Source organism: Streptomyces sp. NPDC031445 (assembly GCF_055581365.1).
This window is the reverse complement of the sequence record NZ_JBVIJO010000023.1, coordinates 26,174-47,502: the sequence shown is the minus strand read 5'-3', so window position 1 is coordinate 47,502 and position 21,329 is coordinate 26,174. Positions and strand designations below refer to the sequence as shown.

16 protein-coding genes are annotated in these 21,329 nt (G+C 75.4%); 5 read left to right on the top strand and 11 right to left on the bottom strand.

Translation table 11 applies throughout. The features are described 5' to 3' along the window. Positions 1-142: 142 nt before the first annotated feature. Positions 143-328 (top strand): hypothetical protein, encoded by a 186-nt coding sequence (locus ACZ5DC_RS38215; protein ID WP_468660706.1) that lies wholly within the window; start codon positions 143-145, stop codon positions 326-328. Between the two features lie 259 nt (positions 329-587). Beyond that, on the top strand, positions 588-1,985 hold the full coding sequence (locus ACZ5DC_RS38210; protein WP_468660704.1) for a sensor histidine kinase: 1,398 nt from the start codon (positions 588-590) through the stop codon (positions 1,983-1,985). A gap of 77 nt (positions 1,986-2,062) precedes the next feature. Here ACZ5DC_RS38210 and ACZ5DC_RS38205 read toward each other — a convergent pair whose 3' ends face one another. The 6 genes from ACZ5DC_RS38205 to ACZ5DC_RS38180 form a co-directional block, all read right to left on the bottom strand. After that, the gene (locus ACZ5DC_RS38205; protein ID WP_468660702.1) at positions 2,063-3,088 is read right to left on the bottom strand and encodes a sensor histidine kinase; all 1,026 of its coding nucleotides are present in this window, start codon (positions 3,086-3,088) and stop codon (positions 2,063-2,065) included. A 259-nt stretch (positions 3,089-3,347) separates the two neighbouring features. Next, on the bottom strand, positions 3,348-5,285 hold the full coding sequence (gene ftsH, locus ACZ5DC_RS38200; RefSeq protein WP_468660700.1) for an ATP-dependent zinc metalloprotease FtsH: 1,938 nt from the start codon (positions 5,283-5,285) through the stop codon (positions 3,348-3,350). Between the two features lie 152 nt (positions 5,286-5,437). Beyond that, positions 5,438-5,860: an SPW repeat protein gene (locus ACZ5DC_RS38195; RefSeq protein WP_468660698.1), complete on the bottom strand. Its 423-nt coding sequence runs from the start codon at positions 5,858-5,860 to the stop codon at positions 5,438-5,440. Positions 5,861-6,105: 245 nt separating this feature from the next. Then, positions 6,106-6,384, bottom strand: coding sequence for a WhiB family transcriptional regulator (locus tag ACZ5DC_RS38190; protein WP_468660696.1), 279 nt, complete (start codon positions 6,382-6,384; stop codon positions 6,106-6,108). A gap of 92 nt (positions 6,385-6,476) precedes the next feature. After that, positions 6,477-6,881, bottom strand: coding sequence for an SsgA family sporulation/cell division regulator (locus tag ACZ5DC_RS38185; RefSeq protein WP_468660694.1), 405 nt, complete (start codon positions 6,879-6,881; stop codon positions 6,477-6,479). Between the two features lie 112 nt (positions 6,882-6,993). After that, complete coding sequence (locus ACZ5DC_RS38180) at positions 6,994-7,608, bottom strand: hypothetical protein (protein ID WP_468660692.1); 615 nt, start codon at positions 7,606-7,608, stop codon at positions 6,994-6,996. Between the two features lie 535 nt (positions 7,609-8,143). Here ACZ5DC_RS38180 and ACZ5DC_RS38175 point away from each other — a divergent pair. Both ACZ5DC_RS38175 and ACZ5DC_RS38170 read left to right on the top strand, forming a co-directional pair. Then, positions 8,144-11,071, top strand: a complete 2,928-nt coding sequence (locus tag ACZ5DC_RS38175) for a helix-turn-helix transcriptional regulator (protein WP_468660690.1) — start codon at positions 8,144-8,146, stop codon at positions 11,069-11,071. 134 nt (positions 11,072-11,205) lie between these two features. Further along, positions 11,206-11,865, top strand: coding sequence for a response regulator transcription factor (locus ACZ5DC_RS38170; RefSeq protein WP_366754981.1), 660 nt, complete (start codon positions 11,206-11,208; stop codon positions 11,863-11,865). A 13-nt stretch (positions 11,866-11,878) separates the two neighbouring features. Here the strand turns inward: ACZ5DC_RS38170 and ACZ5DC_RS38165 are convergent, their stop codons facing one another. From ACZ5DC_RS38165 to ACZ5DC_RS38155, 3 genes are all read right to left on the bottom strand, one after another. Continuing rightward, a complete protein-coding gene (locus tag ACZ5DC_RS38165; RefSeq protein WP_468660687.1) occupies positions 11,879-12,241 on the bottom strand; it encodes a response regulator in 363 nt (120 codons plus the stop codon). Positions 12,242-12,594: 353 nt separating this feature from the next. Beyond that, positions 12,595-13,335: a response regulator transcription factor gene (locus ACZ5DC_RS38160; RefSeq protein ID WP_468660685.1), complete on the bottom strand. Its 741-nt coding sequence runs from the start codon at positions 13,333-13,335 to the stop codon at positions 12,595-12,597. Then, complete coding sequence (locus ACZ5DC_RS38155) at positions 13,332-14,630, bottom strand: sensor histidine kinase (RefSeq protein ID WP_468660683.1); 1,299 nt, start codon at positions 14,628-14,630, stop codon at positions 13,332-13,334. The genes ACZ5DC_RS38160 and ACZ5DC_RS38155 overlap by 4 nt, the downstream gene beginning before the upstream one ends. A 182-nt stretch (positions 14,631-14,812) precedes the next feature. Here ACZ5DC_RS38155 and ACZ5DC_RS38150 point away from each other — a divergent pair, with 182 nt between their 5' ends. Beyond that, on the top strand, positions 14,813-17,335 hold the full coding sequence (locus ACZ5DC_RS38150) for an FtsX-like permease family protein (protein ID WP_468660681.1): 2,523 nt from the start codon (positions 14,813-14,815) through the stop codon (positions 17,333-17,335). Between the two features lie 1,073 nt (positions 17,336-18,408). On the opposite strand, the gene budA is transcribed toward ACZ5DC_RS38150, so the two are convergent. Both budA and alsS read right to left on the bottom strand, forming a co-directional pair. After that, complete coding sequence (gene budA / locus ACZ5DC_RS38145) at positions 18,409-19,197, bottom strand: acetolactate decarboxylase (RefSeq protein WP_468660679.1); 789 nt, start codon at positions 19,195-19,197, stop codon at positions 18,409-18,411. Positions 19,198-19,220: 23 nt separating this feature from the next. Next, entirely contained in the window at positions 19,221-20,939 is a 1,719-nt protein-coding gene (gene alsS, locus ACZ5DC_RS38140; protein WP_468660677.1) for an acetolactate synthase AlsS, read from the bottom strand. Between the last annotated feature and the right edge of the window lie 390 nt (positions 20,940-21,329).

Sequence of the window (21,329 nt, the reverse complement as noted above, 5' to 3'; positions counted from 1 at the left end):
CCACAGCCGCACCCCCGGACCGGCACACCAGCGACCGCTGACCCGAAGCTGACGGCACCACGCTCAAGCCACACGAGGACGGCGGCGCCGGGCTGCAGCGGCAGGGCGGCGGCACCGGGCCGAAGCGGCACCATGCCACACCGTGCCCGCCTGGACCCGGCCCCTCGTCGCCTACACGGCCGGGCACGCCCTGGCCGCCGGCTTCAGCGCCGCGACCACACTCACCCTGCTCACCCTCCTCCGCCACTGCGACCTGGGACGCCCACGCGGACCACGCCACAGCCGCACCCCCGGACCGGCACACCAGCGACCGCTGACCCGAAGCTGACGGCACCACGCTCAAGCCACACGAGGACGGCGGCGCCGGGCTGGAGCGGCACGATGCCACGCCGTCGTCCCCACGGGCCACGCGAGTGGCTGACGGCGCCGGGCTGGAGCGGCATGAGGGCGGCGGCGTGCGGCCGCGCCGGTTCGCATACCTCGTGGGCATGTGCCCGTGCCTGCCATGCGGACACGTCTTCTGCTCGCGTGCGGATACATTGCACACTTCAGGTGTCTCGATCCATCCACGGGCTGGCAGGCGGAACATGGACGCACGACCGGAGAAGACGGGCCGGCGGCTGGGGCTGACGAGCCTCACGGTCGCGGCGAGCGGCCTGCTCGCCTTGCTGATCGGTGTGGCGTTCGCCGTCCTGCTGTTCGCGATCTCCGACGCGAACAGCTCCGTCTCGGCCCGGCGCGCGTCCCGGACGGCCCTCGTCCAGGCCGGCGGCATGGAGCAGTTGCTCCTCGACCTGGAGACCGGCCAGCGCGGTTACGTGATCACCAAGCGGGAGGAGTTCCTCCAGCCGTGGCAGGCGGCGCGCGCGGCGCTGCCCGCGGAGGAGCGGCGGTTCACCGACAGCGCCACCTCCCCGGCACAGCGGCGCACCGCCGAGCAGATCACACGCGGCGTGAAGTCCTTCCTGGACGACTACTCGGTCCCGCTGGTCGAGATGGTCCGGCGGGGTGATCCCGCCGCGTCCAGCCTGAAGGAGACGGCCGAGGGCAAGCAGCGCGTCGACGTCCTGCGGGTCCAGTTCGACCGGTACATGACGGACGAGCGGGCCCAGCTCGCGGAACGCACGGACGCGGCGGGGACCAACAGCCGCCAGGCGGTGCTCGCCGCCGCCGTGGGGCTCGCGGCCTCGACCGCGCTCGTGGCCGTCTTCACGGTGCTCCAGCACCGTGCGGTGGTGCGGCCGGTGCGCGGGGCGGCGGCCGCGGCGGAAGAACTCGCGGGCGGTGACCTCAGCGTGCGCATGCCGCCGAGCAAGGTGGCGGAGATCGGGGCACTGGGCACCTCCTTCAACTTCATGGCGGCGTCCCTCCAGGACAGCCGCAGACGCATCATGGAGAGCACCGAGGCCGTGCACCGCCGTACGGCCCGGGACCTGCACGACGGGGCACAGCAGCGTCTGGTGAGCCTGATGATCGGATTGCGGCTGGCACGGGAGCTGATACCGCAGACGCAGACGGACGCGATCGATCTGCTGGACCAGTCCATCGACAACGCGCAGACCGCGATCAACGAGCTGAGGGAACTCGCCTCGGGCATCTACCCGCTCGTGCTGACGGTGAAGGGGCTGGTGGCAGCGGTGAAGGACCTGGCGTCCCGGTGCCCGGTGCCCACCGTCGTCGAGAGCACGGACGAACGGCGGATCTCCTCCACCGTCGAGTCGAACGCGTACTTCGTCGTGGCCGAGGCGGTGACGAACGCGGTCAAGCACGCCCAGGCGTCCCGGATCGACGTGACCCTCGCGTTCGGGGACCTGCTGCGGATCAAGGTCGCCGACGACGGCGTCGGTGGCGTCGGCAAGGCGACCGCCGGCAACGGGATGAGCGGACTCGCGGACCGGGTGGCGGCCTTCGACGGGAAGCTGGCCATCGACTCCCCTCCCGGTGGCGGCACGACCATCCTGATCCAGATACCGATACCGGACTGAACCGGCGGGTGTTCCGGCTCCGCGCACACGTGTGTCCGTGGGCGCGGTCACGCGCTCAGAGCGGGACGATCACGCGCTCAGAGCGGGACGAACGCCGTGACCGTGGTGCCGGCGCCGGGCGTGTGCCGCACCTCCAGCGTGCCGCCCAGGCTCGCCGCCCGCTCCGTCAGGGCGGCCAGCGCCGCGAGGTCCGCCTCCCCGGCGGGCGGCGCCCCGTCGTCCACGACGGTCACCACGAGGCTCGTCCCGAGGTCGGCGGTCACCCGGACGCGGCCGGCGCCGCCGTTCTCCACGGCTCGCTCGACGGCCTCCGCGACGAGGAGGTACAGGTGTGACTCGACCAGCGGAGGCAGCCGTCCGGCCAGGAAGCCCGAGACGGTCATCGGCACCGGGCAGCGCCCGGCGAGGGCGGCGAGCACCGCGGGAAGGCCGCCGGCGCGCAGGGCCCCGGGGCTCAGCGCATCGGTGACCTCCCGCACGCCGGCCAGGGCCTCCTCGGTGTCGCGGACCGCGTCGTGGAGCAGGTCGAGCGCCCGGGCCGGTGCCGCGCCCAGCTCCTGCCGGGCGAGGCTCAGACCGAGCAGGGTCCGCACCAGGCGCTCCTGGACCACATGCTGGAGGGTCCGGGCGTACCGGCGCTCTCGTTCCACCTGCCGGTGCGCGAGGAGCGCGTACGGCGGTCCTGCGTTCCGCAGGGCGTGCCCGGCGCGGACCGGCTCGCCGAGGGGCAGCAGTACGTACAGGGCGTCGTCGCCTCCCGGCCGGGACAGCGGCACCCGGGTCCACTCGACCGGCAGGAGGGAGCCGTCGGCCCGGGTGAGCGTGCCCCGGCCACTCAGGGTCCGGGCCCGCACGACGGTCTCCGGATCGGAGCCGGGGGCCGGACCACCGCGGGCGCCGGACAGGCCGGACGGACGGCGGTCAGCGCCCGGAAGACCGGACGGACGGCCGTCCGTGCCCACCAGGTCGGACGGGTGCTCGTACCCCATCGCCTCGGCGGCCGCGGGGTTCGCGTAGCGCACCGTGTGATCGGCGTCCACGGCCCAGACCGGCTGCCGTATGACGTCAAGGACGCTTCCCAGCTCATCGGCGATCGACGTCATCGCGCTCGTTCCTTCCCCCAGGGCTCGGCGCCCGCCCTCGCGGCGTCGGAGAGCGACGCCCGCGGACGGCGGCCGCCGCACGTCCGCACGCGAGGCGGACCCGCGCACCTGACTGCGCCGGCGCCGCTGGCGTCGACTCTCACAGACACACCCGGTCGCCGCATCCGTCATTTGACTTGGAAGCCACTGGGTAGGAGGTGCGCGGTGCCGCTACGTCGGTGCCGCCCGCCGGCAGGGCACACGGCGGGGCGGGGTCCGCTCAGGCCTCCCGTCCGACGGCGGCGGGTGCGATGCCCGCGACGCGGTAGGCGTCCGCCTCGTCCAGCGTCTCGTGCTCCAGCAGGGCGGTGGCCAGGTCGTCCAGGCGGTGGCGGTTCTCCTCCAGGGTGCGGCACGCCTCGGCGTAGCACTCCTCGACGATGCGGCGCATCTCGCCGTCGACCAGGTCGAGGGTGCGCGGGGCGGCGGACATCCCGTAGGGCTGCTGACCGTCGTCGGGCAGCACCGACAGGTGCCCCACCCGGTCGCTCATCCCCCACCGCGCCACCATGCCGCGGGCGATGCCGGTGACGTGTTCCAGGTCGTTCTCGGCGCCGGTGGTGATCACCCCGAACACGACCCGCTCGGCCGCCATACCGCCCAGGGCACCGATGATCCGGCCGCGCAGGTACTCCTCCGTGTACGCGTACTTGTCGGCGTCCGGCGTCGACAGGGTCACCCCCAGCGCCCGGCCGCGCGGCACGATGGTGATCTTCCGGACGGGGTCGGCGCCGGGCTGGAGCATGCCGAGCAGGGCGTGGCCGCTCTCGTGGTAGGCGGTGCGCCGCCGCTCCTCCTCGGGCATCACGAGCGGGCGCTGCGCGCCGAGCTGGACCTTCTCCAGGGCGTCGGACAGATCGTGCCCGGTCACCCGGTCCCGGTCGCGCTTGACCGCGAGCAGCGCGGCCTCGTTGGCGAGGTTGGCCAGTTCGGCGCCGGTCATGCCCGGGGTGGTACGGGCGACCTGGGCCAGGTCGACGTCCCCGGCCAGCGGCATGGACCGGGTGTGGATGCGCAGGATGGCCTCGCGTCCCTTGCGGTCCGGCGGGGAGACGGTCACCACCCGGTCGAACCGGCCGGGCCGGGTCAGCGCCGGGTCCAGGATCTCGGCCCGGTTGGTCGCGGCGACCACGACGACGCCGTCGGAGGCGGAGAAGCCGTCCATCTCCGTGAGGATCTGGTTGAGCGTCTGCTCGCGTTCGTCGTGTCCGCCCACCGCCGAGCCGGTGCGCGCCCGGCCGATGGTGTCGATCTCGTCGATGAAGACGATCGACGGTGCCACCTTGCGTGCCTCGGCGAACAGTTCGCGCACCCGGGAGGCGCCCACGCCGACGATCATCTCGATGAACTCGGAGGCCGAGGCGGAGAAGAACGGCACCCCGGCCTCGCCGGCCACCGCCCGTGCGAGCAGCGTCTTCCCGGTGCCGGGGGGACCGGCGAGCAGGACGCCGCGGGGCATCTTCGCGCCCAGGCGGCGGTAGGCCTCGGGCCGCTTGAGGAAGTCGACGACGTCGTTGAGTTCGCCCTCGACCTCGTCGATGCCGGCCACGTCGGCGAACGTCGTGCGCCCCTGTTCCGCCTCGACCGGCTTCGGCGGCCTGCGGCCCAGGATGCCGCCCATACCGCCGCCGAGACCGCCGCCCGTCCTGCGGGCGAAGAACACCCACACGGCGATGAGCAGCGCGGTCGGCACCAGCGACACCAGCAACGACTGGCCGAGGCCCGGTCCCTGGGCCACCGGCGACGCGGAGACCGAGACCTTCTGCCGCGTGATCTCCCGCCAGAGCCCGGCGTCGTCGGCGAAGGCGGGCTTGTACGTCTTGAAGCGGACGTAGGTGGCGCCGTCGTCACCGCCGGGCGCCGTGCGGGCCTCCTTCTTGAGCGTGCCCTGGATCTGCGAGCCCTGGGAGTAGACCGTCTTGACGTTGCCCGCGTCCAGTTGTGCGGTGAAGGCGGTGTAGTCGATGGACGTGGTGCCGTCGCCGTGCATGGTGTTGTAGAGCAGGCCGGTCCCCAGGTAGACGACGAGGAGGATCACGACCTGCACCAGGCAGCCGTTGCGGGAGCGCCGGCCGTCCGGCGTGGGCGGCCCGCCCGGCACTCCCTCGGAACGCCATGGGGACCGGGGGTCGTGTCGGGGCGGTACGGGTGCGGCCATCGGACTTCTCCTTGCGGGCGGCGCGGTGCCCGTCGGCGGACGGGGACGGCAGGGGCGGGGCGTGCGGGGGCGGTGCGGAGGTGGCATGAGGGTGGTGGCGGCCGGGCGCCGCGGGGGGCAGTGTGAGTGGTCGTACCGCCGGGGCGGCCGGGTCACGGAAGGCGGTTGGCCCGCCGGACCATGGCGGTGGACAGCAGGCCGAGGACCAGGGCGAGCGCGCCGAGGACCACGCCGTCCGCGGCGGCGGCGCGTCCCGGGTGCCGTACCACCGCCCAGGGCGAGAACGCCATCCACAGACCCGTCACCCCGAGTGCGGCGCTCAGCCCGGTCATGCGCTCGGGAGCCACCGTGAAGCCGACGGTCAGGACGCAGATGGCGCAGCCGACGACCAGGTCGTGCACGGCGAGGTCGCGGTGGGCGGCGGCGAAGCCCAGCACCCACGGCGACACGGCGTAGAACAGGCCGGCCAGGAACACCGGGCCGTTCACCAGCGCCACGTCCTGGCCGCCCAGGACCCGGACGCGGACCCGGGCGTGAGGCTCCCGCGCCCCGAAGGCGTCCGATCGGCGCGACACGTCGTCCCTTCCTCGGGTGAAGCCAGGCACCTGGGTCTCCTCACTCGCCGTTCCAGTCGACACCTCACGGCGCTCCGGCGCCGCGTACGACATGGTGTGGCCGGCTCCTGGGGCGACACATCACACATGTGCGTGATGGGCCGGTGGCAGGCGCCGCGCCGCTGCCGGGGCGGTGACGCGCCGCGGGGTTCGCGTCGCCCGCGGCCGATGGCCGGCTCCGCCGTGGCCAGGGCCGCTCGTTCGCCTTAGGCCGCGCCCGCGGTGCCCGTGTCGAACCGGCGGCGGTCCGCGTCCGACATCCCGCCCCAGATCCCGTAGTCCTCCCCGTGCTTGAGGGCCGTGGCCGCGCAGATGTCGGCGACCTCGCACCGGCCGCAGATGCGCCGGGCCCGCTCCTCGCGCTCGCGGCGCGCCCGTCCCCGCTCTCCCGGAGGGGAGAAGAAGGTGGAGCTGCTCATGCCGCGGCAGGCGGCGCTCTGCTGCCACTGCCAGTCGCTGAGGAGGGGCCGCGGGTTGCTTCGCATTGTCGTCCTTCCGAGTAGGGCTGTGTGTGGGTGTCCTCCGGGACACGTGTCCCGCATCCGCTCGCTCGTGCCGGGCCGGCGGTGGGCGCGCCTCACTCCGCCAGCTGGACCAGTTCGTCCCAGTCGACCCCGTCCAGTTCGGCCCCGCGCGCCACCATGGTGTAGGTCCCGGCGAGCCACGTCCTGACCGGTTCGGCGGGGATCTCGAAGAGCGCCGTACGGGCGCTTCCCACCCGCAGGCAGAAGGTGGACGCCGCACCGTCGAGGTCGCACACGGGCCAGAGCGCCACATCGCCCTCGCCCACCCGCGCGGACAGGCCGTCGGCCAGCAGGTCCCGGGCGAAGATCCAGCGCACCGGCCGCTCGCCGTCGGCGTCGAGGACCACGGTGACGGCCAGCGGGTCATGGGTGTCGTAGGAGATCTCGGAGTCCAGCGTGAGGGTGAGGTCCGAGGTCACCCAGTGTGTGACCTCCAGTGAGAGCCGGCACTTCTTCATGGTCGCCTCCTCGGGGCTCGGCCGGTCGACCGGCCTGGAAACGTGGGTTGTCGTGTGCGTACGGTCCCGGCGCGCGGCTGCCTGGGGGGCGCCGCCCCGGCCGGGGTCCGCCTCAGTCGATCGCGCGCAGGGTGCGGGGGTGCCGCCGTGCGGCGGCGAACGCCTCGAACACGCCGGTGGCCATCAGTACGGAACCGCCGACGTCGGCCAGCTGCCCCAGGGACGAGAAGGGGAAGGCGGTCATGAACAGACCCGCCGAGACGATCACCGCGTTCAGTACGTCGTCGTAGACGAAGACATGGCTCACCGAGGCCGAGGTGGCGGAGACGGCCATGGTCAGCCCCCGCAGCAGCCAGCCGCAGCCGGCCCACAGCCCGAGCAGGAAGACGGTGTCGGCCCGGCCCAGGAGGAGGGCCGCGCCGAGCAGCAGGGCGGCTAGCCCTCCGCCGGCCAGCATCCGGCGGACCGCCGCCGACGCCTTCGACTGGTGGACCGCGAGCAGTTGCAGGATCCCCTGGACGGCCAGGTGCACTCCGAAGAGCACCCCGGCCTGGGGCACCGTGCCGACGGGCGCGACGATCAGTGCGCCCCCGACGGCGGCCGAGACCAGTGAGCCGGCCAGCATCGCCTTCCGGGTGAGGACACCGCCCGGTCCGGCGACCATCCGGACGCCGGTGCTGCCCAGGGGGTGACGGACCTCGGCCCGAAGGGTGTCCAGCTGTGCCATGCCCAGTTCCCGTTCGTCAGCCGCAGGCGTCCGGTGCACTGCGGGCCTTCTTGTTCTGTCGGTCAAACGTGTCGGTTCCGGCGGGTCGGCCGGTGTGGAGCGAACCCCCGGACACAAGCGTTAGTCTCGGAACCGGGCCGCGTCCGGGTCTGTCGTGTGCTCCCTCCGCCTTCCTAGGGGCTGCCCCACGGCGGTGTAGGGCCCACCCCACAGCGCGGCGGGCCCCGGCCGTGTGACGTGCGGCGGAGCGGTCGCGCCGTACGGGCCGGGCCGGCTGGTTCCGGGACGGCACGCGTGCAGACGTCGGGTTGTCCCCACATCACCCGTGGAGTGCGCCCCCCGGCGCCTCTCAGGTGTGCTTGACAGCCACGGGACGCGACGACGGCACATCCTGTGACGGAACCGAGGACACAACACGTGTGCGGGCCGTCGACGAGGCGGAACGCGGCCGGCCGCCCACGGCCCGGCCGGGTTCGCGGCAGTGCCGCACAGCCGGGGGCACCGGCCGCGTGGCACACGGACACTGGAGGCTGCCTTGATCCAGGCGACTGACATCCCGCCGAGAATGTACGGCGCCGCCGTCCCCGTGCCGGCGGCGGTCCCGCGCGGGCACGGGCGGCAGCGGGAACAGCTCCTCCAGCGGGTGCTGCGGCTCCTCCACCGTGACGAGGGCGGGGTGCTGTGGGTCGAGGGGCCCGCCGGCGCCGGGAAGTCCCGCCTGCTCGCCTTCGCCGCCGAGGAGGCGGCGCCCGCCGGGGCCCTGGTCCTGACCGGCAGCGGCGTCGCCGCGCCCGGCATGCCACCGCTGGCCCCCCTGCTGGACGCCCTCGCGTCGATGCCGGCCGCGCGGAGCGGCGGAAGCGGCGAGCTTGGCACTCCCCCGTCCCACGGGCCCGGCACCGCGCACCGCGAACCGGGGTCGTCGTACCCCGGGCCAGGGTCGTCGTACCCCGAGGCCGGTTCTCCCTACCTGTCGGTGCGGCGGGTGGAGGAAGGGCTGCGGGACCTCGCCCGCGACCGGCCCGTCGTCGTCGTGCTGGACGACGTGCAGCTCTGCGACGAGCCGACCCTGCTCGCGGTGCGCGGGCTCACCGCGCGGCTCGCCGGGCTGCCGCTGCTGTGGGTGCTCGCCGCGCGGTCCCACCTCGACGTGCCGGCCGTGGAGTCGCTGCGGCGCGATCTGCTCGCCGAGGGGGCGGTCCCGCTCGACGTCGGGGCTCTGGAGCCGGACGCCGTACGGCTGTTGGTCCGGGACCTGCTGGGACCGCGGGCCGCGCAGGCGGAACCGTACCTTCCCCTCGCCGGCGGCCTGCCCGGCGCCGTCCGGCAGCTGTGCGGCCTGCTGGCCGCGCGGACCGAGACCGCCGGCGGTGCCCGTGCCGGCGAGGACCCGGTGGCCGGGGCCGTCGCCGCCCGCAGGCTCGACCAGTTGACGCGGCCCGCGAAGGAGCTGGTGCTGATCGCCTCCGCGCTGGGCGACAGCCTCACCGTCCGGCACCTGTCCCGGGTGCTCGGCCGCGGCGAGTCCGCCCTGCTGCGCCCCCTGCGCGAGGTGCTGGCGGCGGGACTGATGCGGGCCGATCGACAGCACCTCGCGTTCACGCACCCGTCGGTCCGCGACGCCGTCGTCGCCACCCTGCCGCCGCCCGTGCGGCTGTCCGTGCGCCGGCGCTCGGTCGACCTGCGGCTCGCGGACGGCACGCCCCCGGCGGCGCTCGCCGCCGAGATCGCCGAACTGGCCGAGCCCGGCGACGAACACGCGATCCGCGTCCTGGAGACCGCCGCGCGGGAACTGGCGCCCCACTCGCCCGCGACGGCGGCGGCACACCTGCGCCGCGCGGTGCGGCTGAGCGGGGACGCCGCGCCCCGGCGGATGCGGCTGGCGGCGCGGCTGGTTCCGCTGCTGTGGCAGACCGGTGAGGCCGAGGAGGCCCGCGCCCTGGCCCGCGAGGTGGTCCAGGTGCCGCCGGACGCGGCCACCCACGCGCGGGTGTGCCTGGAACTGACCCGGATGGGCGGCCCGTTCCCGGTGGCCCAGGCCGAGGCACATCTGCGCCGGGCCCTGGGCCACCGGGGCGTGCCGCAGCCGGTGAAGGACCAGCTGCTGTCGACGGCGCTGCTGCACCGTCTGCTGGCGGGCGAGGCCGAGGAGGCCGGCGGAGCCCTGGCCGGGTCCCTGACACGCGCCCGGGGCACACACCCGCTCAACGACCTGACGCAGCGCACCCTGAGGTCGATGAGCGCCTGCCACCGGCAGCGGTGGACCGAGGCGCTCGGACACAGCGAGCCGGTGCCGGCGAAGGCCGCCGAGCTGGACCCGGCGTACGGACCCGCCCTCCCCGAAGTGGTCCTGGCGACGGTCTGGCGGGCCGCGCTGCTGGGCCTGGCCGGCGACGGCACGGCCGCCGCCGACCTGGTCGAGGGCGGGCTGGCGGACGCGGAGCAGCGGGGCCGGCGGGCGTACCTGCCGCTGTGGCACACCGCGCGGGCCCGGCTGCTGCTGGACGGCGGCCGGCTGCCGGAGGCGGCACGGGAGCTGGCGGCGGCCGGGGCCGGACCGCACGTACCGGGGACGTCCGCGGCGAGCGGGGCCGCCGTGGTGTGCGCCCGCGCCCGGATCGCCTTCCACACCGGGGACGACGCCGCACTGGAGGCGTGCGCGGCCCTGGCGGAGACCTACCTGGAGGGTGAGGACCGGCAGTCGCGCAGGGCCGGGGCGTGGATCACGGTCCTGGCCGCCCTGTACCGGGACGAGACCCTGACCCGTGACCAGTTGGGCGCGGCCGCCGCCCACCTGCGCCGCGGCTTCCTCCACGCGACCTGCGTCGACGCCGGGGACGTGGTGCTGCTGGCGGCGGCCGCGCTGGCCTCCGGGCGGCGTGACGTGGCCGCCGCGGCGGTGGAGTTCGCCGAGGACCGGGCCCGGCTCAACCCCGGCCTGCCGCTGTTCGCGGGCGCCGCCGCGCACGCCCGGGGCCTGTTCGCCCGGGACGCGGGGCTGCTCGCCGAGGCGGCGGAACTCCATGGGACCGCGCGCCCCCTGCTGCGGGCCCGCGCCCTGGAGGACGCCGGGGAGTGCGTCGCCGCGGCCGACGCCGGCACGGCCCGGTCCCGCTTCGAGGAGGCGTTCGCGCTGTACACCGGGTGCGGGGCGGAACGCGACGCGCGGCGGGCGCACGGCAGGCTCCGCAAGCTCGGGATCCGGCCCGTCGGGGTGGCGGGCGCCCCCGTCCCGGCCGCCCCGGAACCGGAATGGCGCGGGCTGACCCGGTCGGAGCTGGGCGTGGTGCGGCTGATCGCCCACGGCGCCACCAACCGCGAGGCGGCGGAACGGCTGTTCCTGTCCCCGCACACCGTGAACACGCACCTGCGGCACGCCTTCGAGAAGCTCGGCGTCCGCTCCCGGGTCCAGCTGGCCCGCCTGTACGCGCGCGAGGTCGATGCGGCCCCGGTCTCCGCGTGAGCGGCCGGCGCCGTCGAGGCCGCTCGGCCGGGCGCTTCCGCCCCGGGCGCCGCCCGATCCGGCGGCGCGCGGGCCGCCTTGCCCTGGGCTCACTCGTCAACTGGACACGACGCGCCGCAGGCTAAGATTCCGCCATGAGCCAACCACTGCGGGCGGTGCTGGGAGAAGACCAGCCGATCGTACGCGAGGGCATCGCGACCATCCTGCGGCACGCGGGCATCGACGTCGTCGCGTCCGTCGACAACGCGGTGGACCTCGTCCGCGTCGCCGAGGAGCACCGGCCCGACGTGGTGATCACCGACATCCGGATGCCGCCGGCCCTGGAGGCCGACGGCCTGGACGCCGTACGGAAGATCCGCGCGGCGCGGCCGGAGACCGCCGTGATCGTCCTCTCGCAGTTCCTCGACGCCTCCTACGCGCTCGACCTGGTCGGGGACGACCCGAGCGGGGTGGGCTACCTGCTGAAGGAGAAGGTGGCCAGTCCCCAGATCCTCATAGACGCCGTCGAGCGGGTCGTGGCCCGCGACTCGGCCCTCGACCCGGACGTGATCTCGGCCCTGCTGGGGCGCAAGCGCCCGGAGGACCCGCTGGCGGCGCTGACACCGAAGGAGCGCGAGGTCCTGTCCCTCATGGCCGAGGGCCATTCCAACACCGGGATCTCCGAGAAGCTCTTCGTGAGCGTCGCCGCCGTGGAGCGGCACGTGACCGGCATCTTCATGAAACTGGGGCTCAGCCAGACGGCTACCGGGCAGCACCGGCGCGTGCTGGCGGTGCTGCGCTACCTCGGACAGTAACGGGCGCCGGGGCTCACGCCGAGGGGGCGAACATGCCCCGCAGGTCGGCGTCGAACAGCTTGTCCTTGGCGACGAAGGACTCGATCCCCGCTCTGCGCAGTTCCTCCCGCGACCAGAACGACTTGTCCGTGGAGGTCAGCACGATCCGCGGCGGATCGTCCTCCTCGGTCAGCCGGCGGGCCACGCTCAGTCCGTCCAGGTCGGGCAGGTGCAGGTCGAGCAGGAGCCCGTCGGGGCGGTGTGCCCGCACCGCGGCCAGGGCCGAGGCGCCGTCCCCGGACTCCGCCACGACCCGCAGGCCCCGTGCCGTCAGCAGCGTCGTGGCGATACGGCGGAACCCGGGGTCGTCGTCGACGACGACGATGTCGATGCACATGGCCTCAGCATGCCCAACGGTCGGACGGCGGGGCCATAGGGGGAGCCCTACGGTTTGTGTACCACTCACGCATGGGGAACTCCGCGCGCGTCGGGGGGCCTCCCGGCGTCACCCCGGCGCACCCGTGGGGAGTGCCCTGCACACACCGCCGCGCGAACCTGGGGTGCGCCCCGTCGTGCCGGCCGTCCACGGCGGGAAACATATGTCCTGGCCTCACCGGAGCCGCCGCGGTCCCTGGGGACGCACCGACCGCGGCAGGTGTCGCCGGGCATCTGTGAGGGATGGGTGCCCGGCGACACCGTTCCCCGGCGGCCCGTTCCCCGGCCACACCGTTTCCGCAGGTGTCCCCGGTGTCAGTCGGCGGCCGCGCCCCGTGTGTCCTGGCCGGTGCACACTCCGTTCTCCCAGGCCCAGGCGGCGATCTCCACCCGGTTGCGGGCGGCGAGCTTGCGCTGGACGCTGCCGAGGTGCGTCTTGACGGTGGACAGGGAGACGTGCAGCTCGGCCGCCAGCTCCTCGTTGGTGCGGCCGCGCGCGACGAGCCGTACGACGTCCAGCTCACGGGCGGTGAGCGGGAGTTCGAGCGCTGTCGGGCGGGTCCCGGACGAGCCGCGCCGCCGGTGCGCCGGCTTCCCCGAGCCGGACGCGGACACGGCGTCGGACGCGGCGTCGGTCATGTGCCGGAGCAGCCGGACCGTCACCGCCGGGGAGATCAGGGCGTTGTCGGCGGCCACCGCCCGCACGGCCTCGACGAGCAGCGCGGGGGAACCGTCCTTGAGGAGGAAGCCGTAGGCGCCGTTGCGCAGCGCCCGGTACACGTACTCGTCGAGGTCGAAGGTGGTGGCGATGAGCACCTTCAGCGGGTCGGGCGCCTCCGGGCCCGCCAGCAGCCGGGTCGCCTCCAGGCCGTCGATCCCCGGCATCCTGATGTCCAGCAGGCACACGTCCGGACGCAGCCGGCGGGCCTCCCGCACCGCGGTGCTGCCGTCGGCCACCGAGGCGACGATCTCCATGTCGGGCTGGGCGCCGAGGATCATGCCGTAGGCCGAGCGGATCATCTGCTGGTCGTCGGCGATGAGGATGCTGATCGTCATGGTTCCAGGGTGGCAGTCGTACGGCCGTCTCCGTGACGCCGGTCGTCGCCGGGGGCGGGCAGGGGGCCGGGCAGCGGGATGCGGGCCTCGACGAGCCAGCCGACGCCCGGCCGCGGCCCCGCGGTGACGGTGCCGCTCATCATGGCCGCGCGTTCGGCCAGCCCGACCAGTCCGTACCCGCAGCGGGCGGTCCCGGCGCCCCTGGCAGAGGGTCCCCGCACGGCCCCGTCGGCGGGCGCCCCGCCGCTCCCGGCCGCCTCCGGTCCGTCGTCGGTCACCGACACGAGCACGGACGGGCAGGCGGTGTCGCCGGCCAGCCGTACGTCGACGGTGACCGCCCCGGCCCCGCGCGCGTGCTTGCGCACATTGGTCAGCGACTCGCGCACGACCTGGTGCACGGTGGCGGCCACGCCCGGCGGCAGCGCGGCGGCGGTGAGACGGGGATCGAGGGTGAGTGCGGTGGCCGGGCCGGTCGCGGAGAAGCGTCCGGTCAGGGCGCGCAGATCGGCGAGTCCCCCGCCCGGACCCGCCGTGGCCGCCGGGCCGCCGGGGTCGCGCAGCACCGCCACCATGGCACGCATCGACTGCATCGCCTGCGACCCGGCCTCCTCCACGGCCGCCAGCATGCCGTCCAGTTCCTCCGGCGACGGGGGGCGGCCGGCCGCCGTCGCGTACCTCACGGCCTTGGTCTGGGCGATGATCGCCGTCACGTGGTGGCCGACGAAGTCGTGCAGTTCCCGCGCGTATTCGAGGCGCTGCGCCTGCAAGCCGGCCTGGTGCTCCTGCGCCCGGTAACGGTCGAGCAGCCGGAGGTACAGGCCCAGTACCGTCGCCAGCGCGGCGGCGAACCAGAGCGCCGGGACCACGAACGGCACCAGCGGTTCGTACTCGGACGGCGGCAGCCGCAGCAGGATCACGGTCAGCGCGACCAGCGCCCCGCCGGCCAGGGCCGCGGCGCGCAGCGGCGGACGCAGGCGCGCCGCCCGGACGACGACCAGCAGCAGGGCGGAGGCCTCGGCGAGCCCGAAGGTGGTGTCGGGCCGGGCGGCCACCCGGGTGGTCACGAGGGTCACCAGGCAGGAGGCGAGGACACCTGCGGCGGCCACCGCGTCGAAGCGGTCCCGGCGCACGGCGACGGCGGCGAGCAGCAGGCCGCCGGACACCGTCCAGGCGGCGGCCAGCGGCACGGAGCCGGTGTCCGCGCCCTCGGTGGCCACCGCGGCGATCAGGATCACCGCCGCGCAGGCCGCCGCGGTCCGCCTGCCTCCCGGCGGGACGTCGAAGAGCTGGTTCATGCCGGGGAGGGTACGGCGCTCCCCCGCCGCCGCGCCTCGTCCGTTCGGCCGAGGGAAGCCCGGTGCGCGCCCCCGCACCTTCGCACCTCCGGCTGATCCGCGCGGGCCCCTGCCACGGTCAGGATCGGGCCGTCCGCCGGTTCCCCGGCACCGTCACCCCGACCGCAGCGCTGGAAGGCCCCATGCTCCGTACCGTCATGCGTTCCGTGCTCCGCGACCGGCACCGCTTCGTCCTGCCCGCCCTGGCCGTGCTGATCGGGGTCGCCTGCGTCAGCGGCTCCCTGCTGTACACCGAGTCCCTGGCCAGGGGTGCCGAGCGGCTCCAGCGTGCCTCGCGCCCGGACGTGTCCGTGGAGGTGCGCCCCGCCGGCGGCGGCACGGCACCCGGCGAGGCGCTGCGGCGCAGGCTCGCAGCGCTGCCCGGGGCGGCGGCGGCCCGGGGCACCCTGCGCGGCCCGGCCTTCCTGGTGGCACGCGACGGCACCCTGGTGGGGCCGCCGTCCGCCGACGCCGGGGTGAACTTCGTGCCGGACGCGCACGGCGCCGACCCCCGCTACCCGATGACGCGGGGGCGCGGCCCGCAGGGTCCCGGGGAGATCGCCGTGGACCGGTGGTCGGCCCAGCGGGCCGGGTACCGGGTCGGTGACCGGGTGCGGGTCGTCGTCGCCGGCGAGGTCCGCACGGTACGGCTCACGGGTGTCTTCACCCTGTACGACCCCGCCACCGCCGCCGGCGGCACGGTCACCGCGTTCGACGGTGCCACCGCGCGGGCCCTGTTCGCGCCGGCGCCCGGCCGGTACGCGTCGGTGACCCTCACGGCCGCCCCCGGCACCCCGGCACGGGCCCTCGCGGAGCGGGCGTCACGGATGCTGCCGCGGGGCCTCGACGCGGTGACCCGCGCGGAACTGGACAGGGAGGCCGCGGCGGCACCCGACCGGAAGAAGCTCGGCACGATCCTGCTGCTCTTCGCCGGGATCGCCCTGTTCGTCTCCGCCTTCCTGGTGAGCAACACCTTCACCATGCTCAGCGCGGTGCGGGCACGTGAGCACGCCCTGCTGCGCGCGGTGGGCGCGAGCCGCCGCCGGGTGCTGGGCATGGTGCTCGCCGAGGCGGCCGTCGTCGGAGCCGTGGCGGCCGTGGCCGGGTACGCGCTCGGGGTGGGCGCGGCCACGCTGCTCGCCGGCCTGTTCGGACCGGCCGCGGGGCCCACGGGCACCGCTCCGCCGGCCCTGCTGTCCCCCGTTCCGCTGCTGACGGCCCTGTGCGTCGGTGTGGGTTTCACGGCCGCCGCCGCGTACGTTCCCGCTCTGCGGGCCTCCGCCGTCGCCCCCGTGGCGGCCCTGCGCACACACCTGCCGGCCCCGGCCGCCGCGCTGCGGCGCCGCACCCTGGCCGGCCTCGCGGCCACCGCCGCCGGTGCGCTGCTGATGGCCGCGGGCGAGGACGACCTGGGGGTCCTGTCCCTCGCCACTGCGGTGCTGCTGGCCGGGCTGATCCTGCTCACGCCGCGGCTGGCGGACGCCGTCACCCGGGCGCTGCGCGCGCCGGTGCGGCTGCTGACCGGAGTGCGCGGCACCCTGGCGCTGGCCAACGCGCGCCGCGATCCACGGCGTACGGCGGCGACCGCCGGGGCGCTCACCGTGTGCGTGGCGCTCGTCAGCGCGGTCACCGTGGCGCTGTCCTCGCTGAGCGCCACGGCGGGGCGGGAGGCGGAGGCCGCCATGCCGACGGACCTGCGGATCACCGCGGTCGACTACGCGCGGATCGGCGCGCACACGGCGGCGCGGGTGGCACGGCTGCCGCACGTGGCGGCGGTCAGCGCGGTCCGCGAGGCCGTCTTCCGCCTCCGCGACGGTTCCGACCTGTGGACCGCGGTGGTGGATCCGGGGGCCGTGGGCCGGGGCCGGCTCGCCGACCTCACGGTGCGCGCGGGCGATCTGGACGAGCTGGCCGGCCGGGCCGACGCCATCGCGGTCACGCGGGACCTGGCCGAGGAGCACGGGTGGCACCTGGGCGACCGGATCACCGGCAGGCGTCTGTCGGACGACGGCACGGCTGACGGCCCGGCGCTGGACCGCCGGATCGTCGCGGTCTACGACGGCCCCGACGCCCTCGGCCCGGCCCTGCTGCCGCAGAGCGCGGTGACCGGGAGCGGTACGCCGGAGCGCGAGGTGCTCTCGGTGCTGGTGCGTGCCGAGCCCGGCCGCGCGGGTGTGCTGAAGGAGGAGATCCGCCGGGCGCTGCACAATCCGGTGCTGCTCGTCCAGGACCGGGCGGACGCGGCACGGGAGGCGGAGCGCGGCTTCGGCCCGCTGTTGTCGGTGCTGTACGCGATGCTCAGTGTCACGGTCGCCGTGGCGGCGCTGGGCGTGGCGAACACCATGGGCATGGCGGTCTTCGAGCGGGCCCGGGAGATCGGCCTGCTGCGCGCGGTCGGTCTGGACCGCGCGGGCGTGCGGTCCATGCTGCGGGTGGAGGCGGTGGTGGTGTCTGCGCTGGGCGCCGGGCTGGGCATCCTCGCGGGCGGCGCGGCGGGGGTGGCGGCGGTGGCCGGACAGCACGGCGCCGTGATCTCGGTGCCCTGGCCGGCCCTGCTGGCATTGTTCGCGGGCGCCGCCGCCGTCGGCGTCCTCGCCGCGCTCGGACCGGGTGTGCGGGCGGCGGCGGTACCGGTGACCCGGGCGGTGGGCGGCGAGGTCGGCTGACCGGACACCGGCCGCCTCGACGCACGCACGAGCACCGGGAACCGGCCGACCGCCTGCGCTTCCCGGTCCCGGCGAACGCACGAAGCACCGGCTCCGGCCGACCGCCCGCGCTTGCCGGTCCCGGCCGACGCACGAAGCACCGGGAACCGGCCCCGGGGCCCCGCGCACGGAGCCGGTTGAGGCCGGGCACCCGCCGACCATCCGGCGGCGCTGGACAGCAGCCTGGGTGGGGCACGGGGTCGGCGGGGCAGGCGGTCGCCGGGGCCCGCGCCCGGCGAGACAGGCATCCGGCGGGACGGGCGTCGACGGCACAGACGCCCGGCGCCGGAGGCATCCGGCGCGACAGACGCGTCCGACGCATGCACCCGGCGAGACAGGCATCCGGCGGGCCGAACCCCGGCGGCGCACACACCCGGCGCCGCACTGGCATGCCCCCAGCAGCGCAGGCATCCGGCAGGCCGGGGCCCCGGCGGCGCACGCACCCGGCGGGACACGCCCGGAACCGCACCCATCCAGCAGGCCACAACCCCAGCGGCACAGGCATCCGCCGGGCCTGGCCCCCGCCCGACAGACACGGCCGACGCACACGCCCGGCGAGACAGGCATCCGGCAGGCCGAACCCCGGCAGCGCACACACCTGGCGCCGCACTGGCATGCCCCCAGCAGCGCAGGCATCCGGCAAGCCGGGGCCCCGGCGGCGCACACACCCGGCGGGACACGCCCGGAACCGCACCCATCCAGCAGGCCACAACCCCAGCGGCACAGGCATCCGCCAAGACTGATCCCGCGCGACAGACGCCGGTCGACTCACCCGCCCGGCGGGACACCCGCCCGGCACCACACCTATCCGGCAGGGCACACACCCGGCAGCACGGCACAAGCATCCCCCTAGCCGGGCCCCGGCCGCGGCAGGCACCCGGCGGGACGCACGCCCGGTACCGCACGCATCCGGTGGGGCACACAGTCGGCAGCACAGCACAGGCATCCCCATGGCGCCCGGCGGGACACGCGTCCGGCCGGCGGGCACGCCGACGGCACGCCGAGGACATCGGCATGTGCGGCCCGCCGGGAGGTCAGCCGTTCTCGATGCGGCGGATCTGCTCGTCCAGGGGGGTCGAGGGAGGGGAGGCCCGCAGGAAGTCCCGGGTGGTGGGCAGCCGCAGCCGCAGTTCCGGCAGCGCTTCCACGCTGACGTGTCCCCCGGTGAGCGTGAAGTCCAGGCCGTGGCCGCCACGCGTCCGGCTCCGGTCGAGGAAGTGCAGGTGGTAGCCGGCGACGGACACACCCTGCTCGTAGTACGGGGTGAAGAAGCCGGCGAGCGTGCCGGACACGTCGGAGAAGGTGTTCTCCGCCTGGCCGGCCGTCGCGTCGGCGAGGGGCGGGTACGGCCGCTGCTGCCGGGCCACGGTCCGTGTGCGCAGGGCGCTGAAGTGTCCGTCGATCCGGACCGCGTGCACCAGGTTGGGGCTGGTCAGCAGTCCGCCCACGGCCTCCTCCGTCTCGGCCCGGGTCAGCGGCCCCGACAGCCCGGCACGCCGTTCGGGCCGGAAGCGGGTCACCGCGGCGAAGGGGGTCGGCTCGGCGCCGCCCGCCTCCTCGACCGAGCCGTCGGCACGCAGGCGGTAGCAGGTGCCGCCGAGGACGAGCATCTCGCCGTCGAGCCGGTCGAACGTGCCGAGCCCGAAGTCGCCGTGCCGCAGCAGTTCGGCGACGGTGACATCGCCGTCGTAGACCCCCGCGAGCAGGGCGGCCATGGTCGACGTCTGGTAGAGCGCCGGTGGCGTGCCCCGCAACGGCGGCAGGTGCCGTAGCGCGGAGACGAATCGGTGCAGCCGGCCGGTGGCGGACTCGGTCGTCGTCATGTCCTGTTCCCTCCTCGTGGGGCTCACTCGAACGCGCCGGGGATCAGGTGCTCGCCCAGTTCGGTGTTGCGCGAGTAGTCGACCGGCACGTCGATGATCGTGGGCCGGCCGGCCTCGAGCGCCCGGCGCAGCGCGCTGCCGAACTCCTTCATGCTCCGCACGCGGACGCCCCGGGCGCCGAACGCCCGCGCGTAGGCGACGGCGTCGTAGTCGCCGAGGGCGACCCCGCTCCTGCGCCCGTACTTGAGGTCCTGCTGGAAACCGACCATGTCGTAGGTGTTGTCACGGAAGATGACGTGGACGAAGCTCAGGCCCAGGCGGGTCGCGGTCTCCAACTCCTGCGCGGAGAAGAGGAACCCGCCGTCCCCGGAGACGGAGACGATCTGTGTTCCGGGGCGGACCAGGGCGGCGGCGAGGGCCCACGGCAGTGCCACGCCGAGGGTCTGCTGGCCGTTGGAGAACAGCAGCCGCCGCGGTTCGTAGACGCGGAAGTGACGGGCCATGTGGATGTACACCGAGCCGATGTCGCAGGCGATCGTGGCCTGGTCGTCGAGGTGGTCGCGCAGCGCCAGGCAGACGGCCGCGGGGTCGAGACCCCGCTCGGAGGCGGGCCGGGCACGGGCCTCGTCGTCGATGGCGGTCAGCCGGGCGCGCTGGGCCGCCACGGAGGCGTCGGCCTCGGGGCCCAGCCGGACCGGCCCGGTGTGGCGGGCCAGTTCGGCGAGGGTGGCGGCGATGTCACCGCGCAGTTCGAGCGCGGGCCGGTAGTGGTTGTCGATCTCGGCCGGCAGGGCGTCGACGTGGACGACGGTGCGCCGCGGGTCGGTGTTCCACAGTCCGGGGTCGTACTCCACCGGGTCGAAGCCGACGGCGAGGATGACGTCCGCGGCGGCGGCGACGACGTCGGCGGGCTGGTTGCGGAAGAGCCCGACCCGGCCGAGGTAGTGGCTCTCCAGTTCCCGGGAGACCACGCCGGCGGCCTGGAAGGTCTCGATCACCGGCAGTCCGCCGCCGGCGACGAGGGAGCGGATCGCCGCGCAGGCCGCCTCGTCGGCGCCGCGCGCGCCGACCAGCACGACCGGGTGGCGGGCGCCGCGCAGGATCCGTGCGGCCTCGCGGATCCGATCGGCGGGGGCGGGGCCCGCGGGCGGAACGGGCAGTGGCTCGCGGATGGCCGCGGGCGTGCTCTCCGCCGCGACGTCGGCGGGGAGGATCACGGCGGCGGCGCCGCGTGGTTCGCTCAGCGCGCGGCGGAAGGCGTTGGCGACGGCCTCGGGGACGTTGTCGGGGTGGCTGACCTCGCCGGCGGACTTGGTGACGGCCGCCAGCAGCGCGGCGGCGTCCATCGACTGGTGCGTGCGCTTGAGCCGGTCCGGCCGGGAGACCGCGCCGCACAGGGCGACCACCGGGTCCTGCTCGGTGGTGGCGGTCAGCAGTCCGGTCGCCAGGTTGCTGGTGCCGGGGCCGGAGGTGACCACGACCACCCCCGGCACCCCGGTGAGCCGGCCGACGGCCGCGGCCATGAAGACCGCGTTCTGCTCGTGCCGGCAGACGACGAGTTCCGGCCCTGCGTCGGCCAGCGCGTCGTAGACGGCGTCGATCTTCGCGCCGGGCACGCCGAAGACGTACGGCACGTCGTGCGCCTGGAGGCACTCCACGACCCGCTGCGCGGACCTGGTCGGTTCGGAGGGGGCACGGGTGCCGTCTGCGGCGGCCGGAAGGGGGCGGACGGGTGCGCTCACGGGCTTCACCTCGTTGCTCGGGCGGCCTGTGTGACGATGCCACGGCCGCGTGGGAGGGTGAGGGGCCGGTCCGGGCTTCGGCCCGCATCCAGCATCACCCCAACTCCCGTCGCTGTCGCGGCGAGTGCCGGTCCTCCGGTGGCCGGCCGCCCCAACCGGCCGGTGTGCGCGCGGAGATACGTGGCCGGTGCCGTCCGTCTCGTCCCGTGCCCGCGACATGACGTGTCGTCAGGTGACCCCGGGCGCACCCGCCGTCCGCGTCCGGCCCCTCGGCCACGTGTGAGCGCCGGTGCCGTGCGAGGGGTGCCTCGCTGTGCGGCGACGCCGGTGCGGGTCCGGGCCGCCCGGTACGCGGTGGCCCGTGCCGGTCCCGGGCGGGACCGGCACGGC

What these genes read in the sequence shown, in the direction of transcription:
- ACZ5DC_RS38185 (WP_468660694.1), bottom strand. Translation starts at nt 6,881, where the DNA reads ATGAAGAAGTGCCGGCTCTCACTGGAGGTCACACACTGGGTGACCTCG.
- ACZ5DC_RS38170 (WP_366754981.1), top strand. Translation starts at nt 11,206, where the DNA reads ATGAGCCAACCACTGCGGGCGGTGCTGGGAGAAGACCAGCCGATCGTA.
- ACZ5DC_RS38155 (WP_468660683.1), bottom strand. Translation starts at nt 14,630, where the DNA reads ATGAACCAGCTCTTCGACGTCCCGCCGGGAGGCAGGCGGACCGCGGCG.
- ACZ5DC_RS38160 (WP_468660685.1), bottom strand. Translation starts at nt 13,335, where the DNA reads ATGACGATCAGCATCCTCATCGCCGACGACCAGCAGATGATCCGCTCG.
- ftsH (WP_468660700.1), bottom strand. Translation starts at nt 5,285, where the DNA reads ATGGCCGCACCCGTACCGCCCCGACACGACCCCCGGTCCCCATGGCGT.
- ACZ5DC_RS38205 (WP_468660702.1), bottom strand. Translation starts at nt 3,088, where the DNA reads ATGACGTCGATCGCCGATGAGCTGGGAAGCGTCCTTGACGTCATACGG.
- ACZ5DC_RS38210 (WP_468660704.1), top strand. Translation starts at nt 588, where the DNA reads ATGGACGCACGACCGGAGAAGACGGGCCGGCGGCTGGGGCTGACGAGC.
- ACZ5DC_RS38150 (WP_468660681.1), top strand. Translation starts at nt 14,813, where the DNA reads ATGCTCCGTACCGTCATGCGTTCCGTGCTCCGCGACCGGCACCGCTTC.
- budA (WP_468660679.1), bottom strand. Translation starts at nt 19,197, where the DNA reads ATGACGACGACCGAGTCCGCCACCGGCCGGCTGCACCGATTCGTCTCC.
- ACZ5DC_RS38165 (WP_468660687.1), bottom strand. Translation starts at nt 12,241, where the DNA reads ATGTGCATCGACATCGTCGTCGTCGACGACGACCCCGGGTTCCGCCGT.
- ACZ5DC_RS38190 (WP_468660696.1), bottom strand. Translation starts at nt 6,384, where the DNA reads ATGCGAAGCAACCCGCGGCCCCTCCTCAGCGACTGGCAGTGGCAGCAG.
- ACZ5DC_RS38180 (WP_468660692.1), bottom strand. Translation starts at nt 7,608, where the DNA reads ATGGCACAGCTGGACACCCTTCGGGCCGAGGTCCGTCACCCCCTGGGC.